Origin of the sequence: Paraliomyxa miuraensis, from assembly GCF_026337845.1 — a bacterium.
GTDB classification, from domain to species: domain Bacteria; phylum Myxococcota_A; class Polyangia; order Nannocystales; family Nannocystaceae; genus Paraliomyxa; species Paraliomyxa miuraensis.
This window is the reverse complement of sequence record NZ_JAOVZF010000159.1, coordinates 516,107-535,369: the sequence shown is the minus strand read 5'-3', so window position 1 is coordinate 535,369 and position 19,263 is coordinate 516,107. Positions and strand designations below refer to the sequence as shown.

Genomic DNA, 19,263 nt, shown 5'->3' with positions numbered 1-19,263 from the left:
GCGCTCACCCTCCTCGTCTGGATGGTGCCGCCCCGAATGGGGCGCGCAGATCGAGCACGAAGTCGACCCACTGCCGAGAGCTTCGGATCTTCGTCCAGCCGCCCACGCGCATCAACTTGAGCATGCGGGTGTTGGCCGTGGAGATGCGAGCGCCGACCTTTCCCTGTCGATGGTGCTGTTGGGAGAGCAGCGCACCAAAGCGCATCAACAGTCCTCGTCCGCGAGCGCGGGGCACCAGGAACGCCGACACTATCCATCGAACGGGCTCGCTGCCCAGCGGCGTATCGACCATCTGATCCCGCGCCGCCATATAGCCGACGCGCTGCCCGTCTTCGAGCAACACGAAGGACAGCGTGCCCGCCCCCACGACTGCCGGAAGGCCGAGGCTCGCCGCCCACGATTCGATCCAGGGGATATCCCTAGGCGACGCTCGTCGCGTGGACAGGGCTCCTGTCGATGGGCGCTCGGCGGGTTGTCGCCGCGCTCGCGTCGTTGCCCGCTCGTTTCCCGACGGGGCCAGGATGCGCGTGCTCGAGATGGAGATCGTGCCCCGCATGTCGCCTCAATCCCGCCTCACCATGCCGAAGGCGGACACGAAGGTGCCGAAGCGCTGGCCCGCCGTCCTCTTCGGACCGGGGTTGCCCAAGCCCAGGCAGTTGGTGGACATCGCTGCGAACAGCTCGTTAGCGGTTCGAGTCACGGTCGCCAGGAACGCGATACCATCGTCCCCCTTCGTCTGCGGGCGCAGCCAGACGAGGTTGCCGCGATCGACCCGAACCGTGGGATCGTCGAGCGGCGGCTCGGACTTGTCCCACTGGAGCGTGGCGCTCGTGGTCGCGAAGCTGAGGTGCGTGGTCACGTTCGACGTGGAAGAGACCAGCAGGCCACCCAGCACCAACAGGGAGATGAGCGCATCATGAACGCCCTCGGACACGCGGTTGTTGCTCACGTTGGCCGTGGCCCCCACGACGACCGCGTGGGCCACGATGTGTGGCCGCAGGTCGAGTTCGGTCGGCTCCTTGTTTTTCTTGACCTTGTCACTCGGCTCCTCGACGTCCAGCGCGAGCTGGTTTCCAACCATGGTCACCGCATCCGTCGAGCAGATCGACACCGAGATCCCCGAGCTCAGGCCACCGTTGGTCGAACTACCCACCCAGCGGAGCGTCACGTGGTTGTCGGAGAACTCGATGCGGCCGCCCTGCCCTTCGACCTCCGAGTCGGTGGTGACCTCACCTGCCCCCGGATCGCCGCCCCCGCTCCCGTGCAGGTACTCCACCGTTCGGGGTGGGAAGATCCAACGTTCGGACGACGGCTCCCCGTCGGCCAGGTCCACCGCCTCCCACGGACGCCCCACGTTGACGAGCACCACGGTGTGTGCGCGTCCGGCGACCTGCGCCGAGGCGTTATTGCCGAGGGACTCGAGGTGATTGCCCACGACCATCATGGGTCCCGTCGCACGGGCCACCAGCGCGGGCCCGTTGGGATGCTCCACCACGTTGTCGACCACGCGCAGAGAGCTCCCGAAGAGGTCGCCCGGCGTGGGATCGGCCTGATTCGACGCCACTCCTGCGAGCGCAACCACGATTCCCGCTCGTGACGACGGCATCGACGCGATCTTGCCCGGATTGCGCAAGCCATTGCCCGTGATGCGATTGCCCTCGATGACGATGTGGTCGCCATAGGCGATGTAGATCCCGCAGACCGGCTCGTCTTCGCTGGTTCCGTTGTCGCGGATCTCGTTGTCCCGAATCGTGACGTGCTCACCGTCGAGAAGCGCGATGCCGGCCGGAGGAACCGAGGACACCGAGAACTGACCAAACGCGTCATGGTCGCCCGAGTTGCCCTTCTTCTTGTTGGACTTACCCCCGGGTTGGTTGCGCGGCGCCGGTTGGGTCACGTTGTCGACGATGCGATTGCGCTCGATGTTGATCTCGTCGACCGTGATGCGGCCATCGCCCTCGGGCTGGTCATCGTCGAGCTCCAGAGTGGTGAGCACGGAGATTCCATTGCCCTGCATGGACTCGATGTGATTGTCAGTGATGGACACGTCCTCGAGGTCTCCCGCGAGGTGCGGCTCGAGGGTCATGGTCAGCCTCTCCTGTTTGTGGACGATGGGCTGCACCACGGAGAGGCGGGGTTTGCATGGATCCTGTGTGTTCTGGAGGCCAGCTCCTGGCCCGAGGGAGACGACCACGCCCTTGATGCCGACTGGTACCCACCGCACGCTTCCGAGTGTGATGCCGTGTCCGACCCCGCCCACGATGCGATTGTGATGGGCTCGAATCCTGGACGAGCCTCCGCCGATCTGCAGCCCTCCCCAGGCGCCGAAGCTGCCCCCCACCTCGAATGACTCGATCCGGTTGTGCTCGACCCTCACGTCCTCGCCCTGAACGAAGATGATGGCCTCGTCACTGACCGATCCATCCATGGACAGTCGACACTCTTGCACGACCACACGCCGCCCCTGGCGAATGTCGACCGCCGACCGCGTCTGGCCACCCTCGCCCGCGCGCTGGTCCCCGACGATCTCCAGCCGCGCGAGGGCGATGTCCTCGACGAAGTCATTCGTCTCCGTGCGCGATCCCACGAGCACGCCAATTTGCCCGCTCGTGTCCAGATGCAGGTCGCGGATTTCCACTCGGGAGGCGAGGATCTGAATCAAAGCAGGCCCCGGCTCCCCCCCTTCTTCGGTCTCCAGCCGCGACTGAATTCCGCAGCCCTCCACGACCACGTCGCTGCGATCGATCACGACCGGATCGCGGTAGGTGCCCGGCAGCACGCAGACCCGTCCGCCCACCGAAGGCAGCGCATCGACGGCGGCCTGGATCGTGGGGTACTCGCCCTTCGAGGTCACTCCGTCGCCTACGGTGTGCGTGCAGCATCCCGCCCGCTCCACCAGCGGACGGAAACGCTTGCGACAGTCGTGCAGCGCCTCGACCACCTCGGTGTTCTCGTGCTCGCCTGCCTCCGGCGGTCGGAAGGTCACCAGGGTGAGCGGTGCATGGAAGCGCCGCGGGCCGTGGGGCGGTACACCACCACCCTGGGTCAGGTTCCACGGCACGATCTGCTGCGGGGTGTTGGGTCGAACGCTCGCCGTCCAGTAGTCGCCCGGCTGGCCCACCCCAGTGAACGTTGGATTGATCCCCAGGCGTCGAAGCAACACGTGGTTGTTGATATCGGCACCCGTGGAGAGCAATGGGTCGGTCTGTCCGGGGTCGAGCCGATGCCACACCCGCATGAACAGGTAGCGCCCCTCCGGATCGGCTTCGTTGGGCAATTGAGCCCGGTCGGGGTGAGCCACGTCCCATTGCTGGACGAGCTCATCGAGCGCCGACAGCTCTGCGGCATCGATGCGGAAACTCCCCCGGTCGGGATCGTAGCCCTCGGTGACGCGGAAGAACCGACCGATCGGCGCTGAGAGCTTCTGACCATTGTCGAGCAACGCCCCCCAGGGAAGCAGCTCGACGACCGTTCGGGTCAGCGGCCAACGGGCCTCGTCGCGAGGCTCGGTGAGCATCTGCACCACGCCCCCGACCCCGTCGTCGTCCTCGCTGAGTGCCACCCGGTAAAGCGGCGACGCGTTGTCGACGGCCCACACGTAGCGACCGGCCGCGCCCCCACTCGGCGGCGCCACCAGCATGATGCGAATCGCCTGGTTGTCGGCCCCCAGGTAGCGCCCCGCATCGTGTGGTCCACACGGCGCGCAGGGATCCTCGGCGGCACCGTCGTCGAAGGTGATGCGCAGCCTCGCGGACGACTGCAGCTCGAACTGCTCGGTCAGTGTGCCGCCGCCCTCGCTCTCGAGCCGGTCGCGGACCTCAGCCCACGCCGTGGCACACTCGTCCGCCTCCACGTCGAAGGCTCGCACCTGCGCCGTTCGTCGCACGCGAACCGATGTGTCGATGCCCCCTAGGGCACGTTCGCGCAACTCTTCGTCCTCCACCGCGCTCACGTGGTGCTCATAGGCCTCGAGCACGGTGAGCACGCGATGGGTCAGGCCCGCCTGGGGCCGTGCGGCTCCGTCGGCCTGCAGTTGCAGGAAGTCGCGCTGGAAGGCCAGCGGCTCGCCCCCAGAACAGTGCTCGAAGCGAAGGCCCCCCACATACATCGAACCGGGCCGTAGACGTAGATCGAGCACGTCGACTGCCGCCGCGTTCCCGAAGCTCACGGAGCCGATCGTGACCTCATCGCCCAGCTCGAGGTCGAGCGAGAAGCCCTGGTCGGGGCTCCCGACGGGACCGATGATGTCGGCGAGCACGCGGCGCTGGTCCTCGGCGTCGTGCTGCGCGTGCTCGTTGAAATCGGAGTCGAGCAGGCACCGCCCTTGCTGCCACCGTGCGCCAATGTAGTGCTTGGCCGGCTGGAACAGGAACCGGGAGGTATCGTGGCTGGTCATGGTTCATTCCTCGGAGGAAACGCGGCGCGACGCATCGCGATCGACTGTCCCTTGACGTTGAGCGCCGGGCTCAGGCCAAAGAAGCTCTCCACCAGCGCATTGATGGTCTGTCCGAGGCGCTTGGTGGCGGAGCGGCAACCGTCGTCTGGCCGCAGCAGCACGAGGTTTCCGTCGATGACGTCGTACTCTCCGGGCCAGGCGTCGGGGACGTGGCAGTGAGTGAGCACGTTGTCGGTGCTGCATGTCAGCAGGAAGGGAGCGCAGATCATGGAGACCGACGTGGAACCTACGGGCTCGGCTACGCGATTGCTGGTCACGGAGACCGCTGCTCCCATCACCAATGCGTGCGCGGCCATCGAGTCGTTGGGTACGCGAGCGGCGAGCTGGTTTCCCCGCATCACCACCGTGTCGGCCGAGCGCAGGATCACGGGCAGCGCACGCCCACGCCGCCCGCCCCTCTGCCCGGCCCAGCCCGTGGTGATCTGGTTGCTCGAGAAGGTCAGGCCTCCACCCGGGCCGCCGAACTTCTGCGCCTGTCCGTGGAGGTAACCCACCGACAGCGGGGGCTGCAGCCAGTATGTGGGCGAGGGCGCCCCTTCGGGCACGTCGACCGCCTCCCACGGGCGTCCGGGCACGACGACCAGCACCACCGGACCTCGTCCCGTGGTGGGATCGACTGGCTCGGTGGCGGCGGTGAGGTGATTGCCCCGAACCGTGCACGGCCCAGTCGTGACCACCGACAGCGCGGGTCCACCGTAGTGCTCGACGACGTTGTCGACCACGAGCACGGCGTCGAGGCCGGCTTCGTGGATCCACTCCACTTTGACACCGATCTGCCCGGGGTCGATGAGCACGATTCCACCTCGCGCCACGACGCGATCGGTGTCTGCGGGTCCCTCGAGTGTCCCGTTGCGTTCGATGCGATTGCGCTCGATGCGAAGATCTCGGCCGCGTCCTACGAAGACCCCACACACCGGGGCCTTGCCGCGTCCGTGGTCGCGGATGACGTTACCGACCACACGAAGTCGGATCGACTCCCCTAGGGCTACACCGCCCCGCACTAGCGGATCTTGCGAGTCGTCGAGAACCGCACGCGCGTTGTCCTGAATTCGGTTGCCGCGCACGGTCAGCCCTTCGACGACGAAGCTGGTGGCGCGCAGACACAGGGGCGGGGCCATGGCCTCGGGCCGGTGCACCACCGCCATCGCGAGAGAGCCGATCCCGCTGCCGCCCGCCCCCGTGACCTCGTTGTCCTCGATAAGGACGTCCTCGAGCGGTGGATCGGGCTCAGGGTGGAGTCGCTCGTCCACGGCTCGCAGCACCGAACGCGAGGCCGAGGACAGTTCCGGCCTCAACAGTCCCATCCCCGCCCCCAAGAGACGCCGCACGTCTTTCTCCATGGTCCAGAAGCTCGCGCTGCCGAGGGTGATCCCGTGGCCTCGGCCTCCCGTAATGCGGTTGCGTCGAATCTCGATCTCTCGGGAGCCGCCGCCGACCTGGATCCCGCCCCAGGACTGCCCGTCGCGGCCGTCGATCGATTCCACCTCGATCACGTTGTCCTCGACGAGGGCACCGAGGCCGGGGCTCTGCACGTAGACGGCTGCATGGAGGCTGGGTCCTCCGTCCTGCACGATGCGGCAGCGGGTCACCCGGACATCGAAGCTACCGTCGACCACCACGGCCGCGCTGGTCGGGGCGGGGCCCGGCCCGTCGTCGTGAGATCCACCGCTTGCTTCTGCGCGCACGTCGAGGCGATCGAGGACGATCCGCTCCCCGCGGGCGAGGACCCCGATCTGGCCACGGGCCAGCAGCGCGAGGTCGCGGAGCGTCACGTGACTGGTGTCGATCGCGTCCTCCTGGGGCGCCTGGGGCCCGATCCGCACGAGCGCCGCCCGACGGAGGTGAGGCGGCGTGGCGATGCGTGAACGGGCGCCGCAGCCCACGATCGTGACGTTCCGTCGCCCCTCGATCACCAACTGCTCCTCATAGATCCCCGGCAGTACGACGATGCGCCCGCCGGCCGGGGGGAGGTGATCGATTGCCGTCTGGATCCGGGCGAAGTCCCCCTGGCCGTTCGGCCCCACGATGAACGTGTCGCACCCTCGGTCGGTGAGCGCCCGGATGCGGGGACGACAGTCGTGCAGCGCTTGGAGCGTCTGAGTCGTGCCGCCAGTCGACGACCACTCCATCAGGGCAATGGGCACGACCATCGTGCGCGGCCCATGGGGCGCAATTCCTCCCAAGCGCATCAGCTCACGTGGCACCACCTCGTCGGGAGCGGACGGCCGAACTGAGAAGGTCCAGAAGTCTCCCGGTCGGCCTCGGCCCGAGAAGATGGGCACCAACCCGGTCTGTCCCAGCGGAGCCGAGGAGGAGGTGGGAATCGCGAACGACCCGTCGCTCTGTCGATGCCATACCCGCATGTAGAGATGGGCCTCGAACGATCCATCGCTCGCCGTCGACGTGGGGTTGAGCTCGTCGGCGTGGGGGTGGCGGGCGTCCCATCGTGTAGCGACGATCTCGGACACGGGGCTCGCCGAGCTCTTGAAGCCAGACGCGGCCTTCGCTGCGGACTTGTCCGCCTTACCGGAGGTCCCCAAGCCCAGCTCTCTTGCGGCGGCCGGCAGCCGCACGTGCATGCTGCGTGACGACGGCTGGTACACCCCGTCCACCCGGGCGAAGAAGCCCTGCTGGACCGAAACCTTCTCGTTACGAACCCTCTCTCCCGAAAGCTTGCCCCCTTGGGGTTGGCCGTTGTCGAGTAGTGCCGACCACGGTAGCAGCTCGACCACGGTGTCGAGCCCGGGGTGATGGTCATCATCCTTGGGCGGGGTCAGCAGGTCGACGCGAGCGCCCCGAGGCCCATCGGGGACGACCTTGACCCGGTACAACGGCGCACCGTCGTCGAAGGCCCACACGTAGCTATCCGGCGATGCGAGCATCACTCGGAAGGTGTGGTTCTCGCGCCCGAGATGGCGTCCGCGCAGACTCGGCACGCACGCCGGGCAATCGTCCTCCACCACCGGGGAGGCGAAGCCCACCTGCAGCCGCGCGCCCGAGCGCAGCTCGCAGGTGTCCTGATCGTAGTCGAGGGTGGTGCCCTGGGTGAGCGCGTCGAGCACCTCGCCAAAGGCGGCCTCGCAGGTCTGTGCTTGCACGGCTCGCACTTCCACGCGACGCATCAGCCGATCGCGGAGCGCGCCGTCGGCACCTCCGAGCGCGGGCTCGAGCAGCTCGGCGTCCTCCACCGCGCTCACGGGCTGCTCGCTGGCGAACAGGTAGGCCATCTGTTGGTGAGTCCCTGTCACCGCACGCGGAGCAGTGGCCGGGCCCATCTGCAGGTACTCGCGCTGGAACAGCACCGGCTCGAGCTTCGGTTGGTCGAATCGGCGCCCGCCCGCGTACATGGTGCCCGGTCGCAGGTCGAACTCGATCGCGAGCGTCTGCACGAACGCACCGAATCGGACCACCGTGGCCGTTCGCGAGTCGCCAGGCACGAGGTCGGGCAGGAAGCCCTGATCGACGCGACCCGCCGCGCCGACCATCGCGAGCGTGGCCTGCCGCCAATCCTCGTCGTCGGAGATCGCGTTCTCGTTGAAGTCGGAGTCGATGGTCGGGCGCGCCATCTGCAGGCGGGCCCCCACGTAGTGCTTCCAGGGCTGCACGAGTAGCCGCATCACGTCCTCGGCGCTCATGTCTGCCACTCTCCGTCCACAAGACGAATGGTCTGCTCGATGCTGTCCACCTGGGCTCCCGCTTCACGCTCGATCGTCAACAGCAGCGGCCCCGCCTTCACATCGGGCAACGGCAGCACCACCTCACCACGCCCATCGACGAGCGTGAGGATTCCACGTCGCTGCGCCTTGGGGCGCCGCGTCGCCGCCTCGCCCGGCTCACGCGAGGCGTACCCCACGAGGATCGACGCTCGTCCCTCGACACCCGATTCTGCGGCGAACCGCAGGCGTAGCGCGGCCGGCTCCTGGGGAACCTCGGTGGCGAGCCAGGCCCGCACGAATCGTCCTGGCGTCGAAACGACCACGGTTCGCAGGGCACCCCGCACCTTGCCTCGCCCGGCCATGCCGATGCGAACGCCAAAGCTGGACGATGACCGCGCACGGGGAGGCATCTGCCCGAACCACTCGAGCGGCAGCTCCTGGATGCGATCGTCCACACTCACGACGACCTCGTCGGAGAGCGGATGCGCCTGCATGGAGATCGACTGCCAGCCTACCAACGGGGACGCACTGGGCTCCCGACCAAGGACCGGTCGACGCGCGCCACTGTCGAGCGACACCAGCCGCACACCGCCGACGTGTCGATCCCTCGCCCAGCCCATGCGAATGCCGCGGGTCGGTCCCTCGGTTCCGCCGGTAACCACGGTGATGTCGAAGGGATCGAGGGGCACGCGAGCGCTCCTCAGCTTCTGCCCCGCGGGCGGCTCTCCCCGCACATCGACCACCTCGGCTGGTAGCTCGTCGATTGGCAGCTCGTCGATCGCCAAGACGACGTAGCCGTGTACCTGCGACGACGTAGCCCACGCAGTATCGCGCTCCGCGATGAGCGACGCCGAGCGCTCGAGATCCCCGGCCGCGAACTCGATCGCACCATTCTCCTCGTCGACCACCCACGTAGCGCTCTGCGGGTTGCTCGCTTGCCACCCCTGCTGGGCCGGCGGTGCACCGACCCTGCCGTCGAGCTCGACGACCCCCTCGACGCGATCGAAGGGGATCCCACCAAACAGCGTGGTCGCACGCCCGGGCAGGCTGTCCTTGCGCCAATCTCGGCCCCTCCAGAAGTCCGGTGCCCCGCCGAGATCGGCCTCATCCAAGAGCAGCTTCACGGGACCCTTCACCGCCGGGGGCGGTGGCGCCTCGTCGTCGCAGCTGGTCGGGAGCTGGGGCGCCGGTTCCAGCGGAGCGGGGATCGAGTTGCCGGGATCCGGCGGAGGCGGAGCTGGCACGTTTGGGGGTTCTGGGGCGATCGGGCCCGCGTGTACAGACGAAGTGCGACTGGGCAGCTCGTCCTCGAACAGGAACTGCGCGAGCATCCCCAGTGGGCCGTACTCGTCGAGCTTCGCCTGCACGCTCTGCAGCCGGATCGGCTCGAGCAGGTGCGCGAAAGCTCCCATCTGCGAGCCATCCTCGGCCCCCTTGGCGATCTCTGGGGGCGCCACGCTCGACAGCTGGGTGTAGCGCGGATCCCCGAAGCGCAGCGATCCGAAGTACGCGGGAGGAATCGCGGCCAGCACGTCACGGAACCGGGGAGGCAATCGACCATCGTCGCCCGGCACGCTCGCGCTGAAGCGAAAGCATCCCGCCTGGTTGTTGATGACGCGGACAACCCCCACGACGATCGTGTTGCTGGCGTGGAGCTCGTGCGCTCGAATGTCGCCGATGATGGTGCTGCTCTCGATGCGGACGGTGGCGAAGTCGGAATCGATCGCGGGCTCATCGGGCGCGGCGCGTCCGTCGATGATGCTGTCGCAGATGACGATCTCTTCCACGTTGGCCAGCTCGGCACCCGCGTCCCGGATCACCGCGATCGGACCAGTGATGCTGCGTCGGACCACGAGCTTGCGAACCTGCCCCCGCACTCGCAGTCGCAGCGCCGGGATGCGGATGCCGTCGCCACGCAGGCCGCCGGGGTCGAGGGTCGCGTACCGGATCTCGACCCGCTCGAAGTCGACGACGTCGGTGTCTGCGGCAGGCGGCAGGCCTTCGATGACGAAGTCCACCACCGCGGGCGACGACTCGTCGGGGCCGGCCGGGCCATACCATCCGCCATCGATGACGAAGGTCTGTCCCTCTCCGAGCGGCAGGAGGTTCGCCCCTGAAGGATTGTCCTCGTCTCCGCGCAGGCGCACGTAGGGGCGCCGCTGCACCTCGGCCTGCAGCCGGGCGTCACCGATCGGCTCGGTGCTGCGGATGAACAGGTCGTAGCTGCGATTGTCCGCGAAGGTGAGCCCATCGCCCTGTAGGACCCCCCCGTCGGGGACCATGCCTCCCACGGCCACGCGGGCAGTGAGGACCGGCTCGGGACGCGAGTAGGGTCCGGCGCCGATGTCGGCCGAGAATCCGTATACGTAGCGCAGCACGCTCGGCTCGGCATCGGCCGGCTCGTCGACGGGAACCGTGGCGAAGCGGCCGAGGTGCGGATCGACCAACAGCCGGGCGAGCTCGCCCGTCGGCAAGGGCTGGCAGGTCCGATCCCAGAGGTCGGCAGCGTGGATCTCCTGGGTGGGCACGGCGTCGCCGGACACCGAGACCTCGATCTGGGCCGGGTAGAGCTGGGCCTTACCGCAGGCCTCGACCAGGCTGCGAGCGACCAGCTCGCGATACCAATCGGGCACGGGACTGGGGATGGTCGCGCCGAGATCCTGCAGACGCCCGCGCATCAGCGACTCTCGGGCGAACCGCAGGCCCAGCGCACGCACGATGGCGGTCTGGTCGGCGGCCAGCGGCGGACTGGTCGAAGCCGCGATTTGGGTCGCTACGTTGGTAGTGATCTCGAAGCGCGTGTGTCCGAGCAGTCGGCAGCGAATGGCCTGGGTGACCGTCCACTCGGGCGGTGCTCCACATGAACGGGTGCGGGCGGCGAAGCTCGACGCCAACCCATCGAGCTCGGGAGGCTCGCCGTCGATGAACAGCGGGATGTCGCGACCGCTAGGGTCGATGGTGAAGGTCCGCAGCAGACCGAGCCCGTCGGGATCCTCCAACTGCACCGGGTCCACCCCGGTCATCGGGTACGCGCGCAAACGAAACAGGTGGAAGTTCAGCTTGCGAATGCCGTGGCGGCCGTCCCGCCCTCGCAGTCGACGGATGTCGGGTAGGTGGAAGAACTCCCCAAAGGGGCCATCGGTCAGCTCGGTACCGCTGGGCCTTCGGAGATCGGCGGTGCCCCCGGGAGGCGTCGACGTCATCAGCCCCGTGGCGACCGGTGCAGCGTCCAGGCGGTGCCGCGTGCGTGCGAGCTTGCGGAAGCCCTCCACCAGTACAACGTCCCACCCGGACATCGCCCGCACGAGCGTGTCGAGGAGGTCGGGCGTGCCGCGGCGTCGCCGAAAGTGGATCGCGTTGGCCACGTCGACCCGCCGTCCTCGGCGGTCTCGCGCGGACACCAGGCGCGCGCCGACCAGATCACCCAGGTACGGGACGGCCCAGTCGTCGCATGTCTCGATGTGCTGGTCCTCCCAGAGGCGATCGATCGAGCGCCGGACCTTCGCGACGTCGGACGCGAGAACCTCGATGATCCCACGCAGCGCATCGGGGTTGGAGGTGAGACCATCCTCGGTGCGATGGACCTCCGGGAGCAGTTGCCAGAGCTTCTCCGTGTAGTACTCGACGTAGCCGTCGGCGGTCATGAGCCACCTCCATGCGCGGGCTCGGACGGCACCCCTACCGCCGCGAGCCCCGACACCCGAACCGCATCGGTCCCAGTGAAGTCGAGCCAACATCCACTGGGGATGCAGGTCCCGCCCGCGGCCGCGAACGACAGCGGCTCCCCCGGCGTCGTGATCGACACGCCGCTGACACCGACCACCCCGGGGACCTCCATCACCGCCTCGTACAGCCGGCTGGGCCACCACACGCCGCCGATCTCGGCTCGCCGGGGATCGAGCACGCCCACCTCGGGCTCGAGCAGGTGGTCGGCCACCGCCGTCACGACCACGTTGACGTCATGACGGGGGTGCACCTCGATGCCGAGGTCCAGGATCGCCGCGATGGGCGTTGCGGCAGTGACAGAGACCGGCACTGTGGGATCTGCATGCGCTCGCACCAGTGCATCGATCTCGGTGTCAGGAGCGTCGCCGATGTAGCGGATCTGGACCCCGGCCTGCATCTGGTCGTCGAGCCAGGCCCAGCGAGCGCTGGCCCGCACGATGCCCGTGGCGCCGGACACCAGCGCCTCGACGTCGGCCACCGAGACCGCCCTCCCCAGCAGCACCGCACGCTTGGGGGCGGCGGAGCGGAGCTCGTCGGCTCCTTCGGGGTCCTGTCCCGGTGACGCAGCGATCGGAGACACTACCCCGTCGACACCCCGCGTCGCCCCGGCGAGCTGATTGATCACCCCCGCGGGCGGAGCCGCAAACCCGGCTCCGAAGCGATACGTCGCCACCACGTTCTTGACGCCCGACGGTAGCCGGGCCCCCCGCTCGCCATCGCCGAACCTCACGACCGAGCGCTGCTCCTCGTCGTGACGCACGATGTAGACGCGATCGTCCGGGCCGCAGTCGTGGAAGCTCGGTACCTCGTCCCACACCACTCCGTCGACGCGGATCGTCAGGGTCGAGGCGATGCCATTGGTGGCCGTGGTCGAGGACAGGTAGGTCAGCGGCTTCTTCTTGAGCTCGAAACTCTGACTGGCAATGCGAGCATCGCCGCTGCCGAGCACCTCCGCCCCCACCCGCTCCCCGCGGCTGACCTTCACGACGTTGCCGTAGATGGTCATGGGCAGCCGCAAGCCAGTCGAGGGCACGGGGGAGGGGTCGAGCACCGCGAACGACGCCCTCCCATCGCGGTGGAACGTGATCTCGCCCTCGAGTCGAACACCCACGCCTGCCGCATCGACGACGAGAAAGGTCTTATGGAGCACCCCCACCACGTTGGTGTTGGGTAGGCCCTCCAAACCGAGGACCGCAGCGGGTGGAGGGGCGGGTATGCCCACGATGGGCACCCCCTCGGGGTCTGTCAGCTCCTCGACCCCGACCTCCATCCGCCCCACGTTGGTCGCCAGCCCGGCGTCGACGAAGTCATGGTGGAAGGTGAGCTCGTCTACGCTGGACCACACCGAAGGTGTCAAGTCCAGTTGTGAGGCCGGGGCGCTCTGTTTCCAGTCGACGTCATCCGGGATGCCCGTGGGCTTGGGTAGCTCGGACATCCACACGGCCGAAGGGGAGACCTTTTGGATGGTGGTGCGTCGGAAGCCCGGCTCTGGACCATCGAGGCCGCGGACGACGACCACGATGTCTCCGACCTTCATCCCAGTCGCAGCCCCCTCGCGGACCACCTCGGAGATTCCTCCCACCGTCCGCACGGACGGGTGCGTGCTGCCCGAGCTGTCCAGTCGCTCGCGTCGGGAGGCCGAAAACCACTGCACGGCCCGGCGCACCCTCAGTTGGTGCAGGTCATAGTCTTCGGGGATCGAGATTGGAGGGTCGAAGGTGACCTTGGAGTAAATACGGCCGTCCTTGCCCTCGAAGGGCTCGGTGGCGAGGACCCGCGTCGCCGGAGGCGTCACGGGTTCTGGCTGCGCGGGGTCTCGTCCTTCGAACAGCACCAGATCATCCTTGGAGAGCCCAAATCCCGCGGTCTCGAATAGCAGCGAGTACACGATGGGGATGACCGCGGAGGACGTCTCCTTGCCCTTGCCCTTGTCCTTCGACCCGCCGACCGTGATGGTCGAGTCTGGGTCCCGAGTCGGGCGACGCACATAGGGCTCCACGATCCACTTGTTCTGCAGCGGATGGACGACCTGCTCGGCGTCGGTTTGGAACACCTGCGGGTCCTCGCCCGAGAATGCACGCGAGCGAAAGCCCATCCCCACCGGGATCGTCACCGACTCGCGGCCCTTGGCAAGGACGGCGATCTCGGCCCGACCTCCGACGCCGCCCCGAGGTGTGTAGCCCAACAAGGTGACGACTCGGCTGAGCTCCCTTCGCCGGACCGCGGTCCGCAGGTAGCTGTCGTCCGCGATGCGTTCGTCGTAGAAGCCGAGCACGTCGCCGACCACGGCCCACATCTCGAGCCACATCAAGCCGAGGTCGTCGCCCGAGGGATGCCAGACGGCGAGGGCCCGCTTGGTGGGAAGCATCGCTAGCAGGTCTTGCCGGATCTCCGGAAAGGTCCGCATCTGCCTCGGCAGGGTCGTCAGCCCCGCGGCGATGAGCTCGAGCGGCGAGCCGGATGATTCTTCGCGGCAGTCGGCCATCATGCCCCTCCTTCCAGCGCTAGGAACACCACGCCGCGCTCGGGGCGTGCGGGATCGTTCTCGACGCGAATCACCTCGTCATCGGCCACGAGCAGGCTGGGCTCGGTGAAGTCCTCGAAGTCGGTAACCCCGAGCTTGCGGACGCGGATCCGCGTGACCGCGTCGACCCCGGTGACCGCCTGCACCGCCGCCTCGAGGGCCGTGCGGCGCAGTGGGGTACCGAAGGTAAACTTGTCGGGCGAGAAGAACCCTGGCCGCGGGCGGCTACCGCTTCGGCCGAACAGCGCCTCGAGCACGGCCCGTCGCACATGAGCTGGAAAGGCCGAGCGCGCCACGCAAACGCCGATCTCGAGGTCCACCGCGACGTAGTTGGGGTCGACCACGATCACGTCGCGACCGGCTTGGCGTCGACAGTCGAGCAGTGCCTCGGCCCGAGCCCTCTGCTCGGCCGACAGCTGGTAGGACCCGGACGGATCGATGGCCGTGATCGCGGACAGCCAGCTGCCCGTGTGACGGAACCTCGCGCGAGCGCTCTGCACGAAGTCGAGGGTCTGGGCCTGGCTCCCGTAGTCCTCGGGCCTGACCGCGAAGTAGGTCTTACCCACGAACGCCTGCGGGGCATCGCGCTTGATCTGGGCGTTGGTCTCGGGGTCCATCCCGTCGACCACGGGCAACGGGTTGCGGACGGCGACGACCACGGGCTGCAGCGCGCTGACCACCCCTCCCATCTGCAGCGCGCTCACACTGCCCGCCGGCACATTGGCCCGCGTGCCGGGACCGGTGCGGTAGGTGACGCGGAACAGGGCCCCCGGCGCGGGCTGGCGGCCGAACTCCCCGTCGCCGAACCGCACCGTGTAGCCGGCCGCGTTGGCGTAGTCCCGATGCACTAGATCGCTGCCGCCGCGTGAGTACGACACAATCCGGCGCCAGGTGCCGTCCTCGATGGTGAAGCTGTCGTCGTCGCTGCCGTCGACCAGCAGCGAGCGTCGGAACGTCCACTGCCGCGCCCCCGCGGTGATCTCTTCGACCCGCAGCTCGGGCTTGGTGCGCCGCAGATCGCCATCGACGTCGAGGAAACCCAGGCCCTCCTGCTCCGACGCGAGCAGGCTCAGCAGGTAGATCGTCGGCCGCGTGCCGCTCTCCTCGTCGCCCTCCTCGCAGGGATCCTTGCGCCGCAGCAGGCTCGGATCGTGGGTGGAGTAGAGTGGACCCTCGCGCTCCACAGCGGAGTGGATTCCCGCCGCCACGTCGGCCTCAGAGGTCGGGCCGATGCGATACTCGATCACCCGTCGCTCGCCGGCCGTCGCGGGCACGATGTTGCCGGACACGGACAGCTGCTCGAGGGCGATTGCAAAAGTCAGGGCGTCTTCGGCCCGCCAGCGGATGCGAGCCAGGCCCACCCCGAACAGAGCATCCTCGAGCGGCTGCCCGTCGTCGTCCTCGAGGTCCACGCGTTCGACCTGCACGATCGCGACACGCTCGCTTTCCGACGGATCGATCGGAATCCGGCGCAGCAGGAGGCGACGACCGACCCACTTCGGCGCATCGAGGGCGGTGAACACCTCGCCCTCGGGGTCCGAGGGGTCGTTGCGTACCCACAGCTCGGTGCTGCCCTCGGCCAAGCAGACATCACCATCGTCGAACGCGTAGGGGGTGATGCGGCCAGGATTCCAGTGCTCGCTCACCGCGAACGTCACGCCCCTGTCCTCGTCCTCCAAACCGAGTCCGAGCTCGAAGGTGATCACCTCCTGCCCGGCCGTTCGCACCCACACCGGGCTGCCGGCCGCCACCGTGGTAGTGGAGGACACCGTGAGCTCGAGCGAGGTAGTCGCGGCACGGCCGTCGTGGATCTCGTGATCGACCAGGCGAGCCTTGCGACGCAGGGTCCGGCGCTCGGTCGCGTCCTCGAAGCCGGCTTCCCGCCATAGACGCTCCTGCAGGTACGACAGCTCGTCGCCCGTCGCGGCCAGAATCTCGAGCACGACCATGCCGAGGTCCGCCTCACGCGGTAGTTGCCAGCCGGGATAGCGCTGGGCCGCGAAGTCGAGCAGTGCATTGCGGAAGCTGACGAAGTCACGGGCGAGGTAGTCGACCGGGTAGTCGACCAGCGGCTCCGGAGTGCACTCTTGGAGCGGGGTGGCGCAGTCGAAGCGAGACTCGCAACCCGCCTTGAACGAGAACCGCGCGTCGTTGAACACGCGATCGATCCGAGCGTCGGCGATGTTCAGTCGGTAGTCGGTGAAGGTCCCGGGCTCGGCGACCGTGACCTCGAGCACACGACGTCCGGTAGCGTCATCGTCGATCCAGCGCAGCCCTTCCGGCGCGTCGGTGGCGGGAGCGAGCTGAACGTCGGGCGCCTCGCCTCGGGGACTATAGATCCGGACCCGGCTAGCCTCGACGGGGATGGGGTCGACCGTCGCCGCCCCCACGTCCTCGAAGGGAGTCGCCAGCGTGCGGGGGTCGGTCAAGAAGAAGACGCGGAGCCGCGCCTGGTCGCACTTGTCGACGACCTGCACGAAGTCGATCCCGGTGAACCGGTCGTCCTGGCGGCGCAACGCGGTGAGCCGGTCGTTGGTCGTCGGCATCAGAGCGCGACCTCCAGGTTCAAGACCTCGCGCTCGCCGCGGGCCTTGACGGTGTAGACGACGTCAACCTCGAGCCGACCGTCCTCGAACGCGGTCTTGACCTCGTCGACGGTGATGAGGTCCCCTAGCCATCGATCGAGACTCTGGAACACCAGCGTCTGCAGCAAGGTGGCGGTGGTCTCGGACGACGGCGCGAACAACTGACGGCGCAGCCCGGCGCCGAAATCGGGTCGATCGATGCGCTCGCCTGGAGCGGTCAGCAGCACCTGCTTGATGAGCTGCGCCACGTAGCGCGAGTAGTCGGACTCCCGTCCCACTTGGCCGGTCGTGACATCGATCTCCAGCGGAAACCGAAAGCCCTTGAAGACCCGCGCCATCACGTCACCTCCAGGGCACCGTCGTTGACGTTGAAGCCGCCCGAGCTCAGCAGGGTCTTCCTGCCGCTGCTAGCCTCGTTTCCGATCTTCGACGACTTGATGACGATATCCTCCGACGTGAGCCGGATTTCCGAACCCGAGTCGTTCTCGATGAGAATCTCGCCCTCATCGTCGTCGACGCGCAGGCGAAATTTCTTGGTGCGGAAGAACTTGATCGAGGGCTTGGCGTCTGCATCCGGGATGTCGCCGTCGTTCCAGAAGCAACCCACCCACACCGGGTGCGAGGGGTCGCCCGCCTCGAACTCCACCCACACGCCGGCGTCGATCTCGGGCAACGCATAGAACCCGAGGTTGCGGCCCGCGTAGGGAACACAGGGCATCGCCCAGACCGTGACTTCGCCGAGCACCTGCGGAATCGTGAGCTTGAGACGCCCCTTCTTGTTCGGATCCTCGTTGTCCACGACCCGCCCCCGGTACTTGCCGAAGTACTGGCTGCGTTGTCGGGCGAGCATCTGCTCGATTGCACGGTCCGCCATCACGAGCCTCCCAGCGAGTTGCGGAGCAGATCGATCCGCAATTTGTGATCCGAAGAGGTGATCTCGTGGGTGACTCCCCCCACGAAATAGTTGCCGCTATTGAGTCGTCCTCCCCCGATCACGCGCAAGATCTGGTGGGGCGCCACCACGCCACCAAGCGCGTTGACGCTGGTCTCCGCCTTGGCGCGCACCGACCACGCCGCATCATCCACTGCCGCCTGGTTGCGTACTCGCGCTTCCTGGACGCTACCCGCCGTGACCACCCGTCGGGTGCGAGGCGCAGCCGCGGGCGGATCGTCGCCCAGGGGCTCGTCGGATGAGTGAGGCACCTCGGTCTCGTCCACCGTGCCCTCACCGTCGTTGACCCGCGTGATCGAACCGGTGGAATTGGGCGCCTCCGCGTTGGCAGAGAGCTCGAAGCTCCGCACGTTCGAGCAGCCATCGCCGCTGTTGAGCCGCAGCTCCGGTGCATCGTCGGGCGCGAGGAGCCGCGGGCCGACCACACCCAGCGGGCTCTGCTCCGGCCGTGGCGGCGAGGACTTGAAGTGCGCGGTCTCGGTCACCGAGAAGCCGGTCGGAGCCGTCTGTGCGTCCCAGTCCAGCCAGAAGTGATAGCCGTTGTTGCCCGCGATCTTGTCCACGAAGGCGAGATCGGTCTCAGTCTGGTTGAGGGGATTGGAGTCCTCCGAGTACTCGATCTCCGTGTCCTCGATGTCGGTGTCGAACCCGTAGCCGGACAGGATCTGCTGGGCGATGTCGCTGGCCCTCCCCGTATAGGACTCGCAACGTTCCTCGCGGTTCATCACCGCTCGTCGATCCTGACCGCGAACCTCGAGCCACGAGCCAGCACCGCCCTCCGCCAGGCTGACCTGTCGTTCGGTGATGATCCCGTGCACGAGCACGTGGCTCTGCCCGTCGACCACCACCACGACCGTGACCTCGGTGTCGGGCTGCCCCGGAGTGAGTCGATCGTCCTCGATCAGCGTCAGATCGCCCCCGCAGATGTCCACCGCGAAGCGAACCCGGAAGCTCGTGGGGCTGTCGATCGACTGCTCGACGCCGATCTCCACCGCTTCGTCGGTCAGCCCCGGATCGAGCTGGCGATCGATCGCGATCTGGTAGCGGACGTCAGCCACGGCGCCTCCTGATACGGATGGGAGCGGGAATCGCGATGCGCTCGCGTTCGGCCAGCGCGTCGGGCAGCAGCACTTCGTTGGCCTCCGCGATGCGCCAGAAGCCGTGAGGATCGGAGAGGAACGACGCCGCGAGGTGATCGAGGCGTTGCCCCTGCTTGCGGATGTAGTCCCCCAGCGGGGTCTCTACGGGCGCCGAGGGAATCGCCAGCGCTTGGACGATCCGGCCCCGGGCATCGACCACGGTGTAGGACTCGGACGGAGGCTTGGCATAGCGGCTCTTGGGGTCGAAGACGGCCATGGTAGGGC

Annotated in this window: 10 protein-coding genes; all 10 read right to left on the bottom strand. The window is 67.8% G+C overall.

The features are described from left to right. Nucleotides 1-4 precede the first annotated feature (4 nt). The 10 genes from OEB96_RS33345 to OEB96_RS33300 all read right to left on the bottom strand — a co-directional run bounded on the left by OEB96_RS33345 (nt 5) and on the right by OEB96_RS33300 (nt 19,255). Nucleotides 5-343, bottom strand: a complete 339-nt coding sequence (locus OEB96_RS33345; protein WP_266220878.1) for a hypothetical protein — start codon at nt 341-343, stop codon at nt 5-7. A 219-nt stretch (nt 344-562) separates the two neighbouring features. Continuing rightward, complete coding sequence (locus OEB96_RS33340; protein WP_266220877.1) at nt 563-4,396, bottom strand: DUF6519 domain-containing protein; 3,834 nt, start codon at nt 4,394-4,396, stop codon at nt 563-565. After that, the gene (locus OEB96_RS33335) at nt 4,393-8,091 is read right to left on the bottom strand and encodes a right-handed parallel beta-helix repeat-containing protein (protein ID WP_266220876.1); all 3,699 of its coding nucleotides are present in this window, start codon (nt 8,089-8,091) and stop codon (nt 4,393-4,395) included. Before OEB96_RS33335 ends, OEB96_RS33340 begins: the two co-directional genes overlap by 4 nt. Beyond that, entirely contained in the window at nt 8,088-11,756 is a 3,669-nt protein-coding gene (locus OEB96_RS33330) for a hypothetical protein (RefSeq protein ID WP_266220875.1), read from the bottom strand. Before OEB96_RS33330 ends, OEB96_RS33335 begins: the two co-directional genes overlap by 4 nt. Continuing rightward, the gene (locus tag OEB96_RS33325) at nt 11,753-14,326 is read right to left on the bottom strand and encodes a baseplate J/gp47 family protein (protein WP_266220874.1); all 2,574 of its coding nucleotides are present in this window, start codon (nt 14,324-14,326) and stop codon (nt 11,753-11,755) included. The genes OEB96_RS33330 and OEB96_RS33325 overlap by 4 nt, the downstream gene beginning before the upstream one ends. Continuing rightward, the gene (locus OEB96_RS33320; RefSeq protein ID WP_266220873.1) at nt 14,323-16,908 is read right to left on the bottom strand and encodes a baseplate J/gp47 family protein; all 2,586 of its coding nucleotides are present in this window, start codon (nt 16,906-16,908) and stop codon (nt 14,323-14,325) included. Before OEB96_RS33320 ends, OEB96_RS33325 begins: the two co-directional genes overlap by 4 nt. Then, nucleotides 16,908-17,285 (bottom strand): GPW/gp25 family protein, encoded by a 378-nt coding sequence (locus OEB96_RS33315; protein ID WP_266220872.1) that lies wholly within the window; start codon nt 17,283-17,285, stop codon nt 16,908-16,910. The genes OEB96_RS33320 and OEB96_RS33315 overlap by 1 nt, the downstream gene beginning before the upstream one ends. Continuing rightward, nucleotides 17,285-17,821 (bottom strand): phage baseplate assembly protein V, encoded by a 537-nt coding sequence (locus tag OEB96_RS33310; RefSeq protein ID WP_266220871.1) that lies wholly within the window; start codon nt 17,819-17,821, stop codon nt 17,285-17,287. The genes OEB96_RS33315 and OEB96_RS33310 overlap by 1 nt, the downstream gene beginning before the upstream one ends. After that, entirely contained in the window at nt 17,821-18,957 is a 1,137-nt protein-coding gene (locus OEB96_RS33305; RefSeq protein WP_266220870.1) for a hypothetical protein, read from the bottom strand. Before OEB96_RS33305 ends, OEB96_RS33310 begins: the two co-directional genes overlap by 1 nt. Continuing rightward, entirely contained in the window at nt 18,950-19,255 is a 306-nt protein-coding gene (locus OEB96_RS33300) for a hypothetical protein (protein WP_266220869.1), read from the bottom strand. Before OEB96_RS33300 ends, OEB96_RS33305 begins: the two co-directional genes overlap by 8 nt. Nucleotides 19,256-19,263 lie beyond the last annotated feature (8 nt).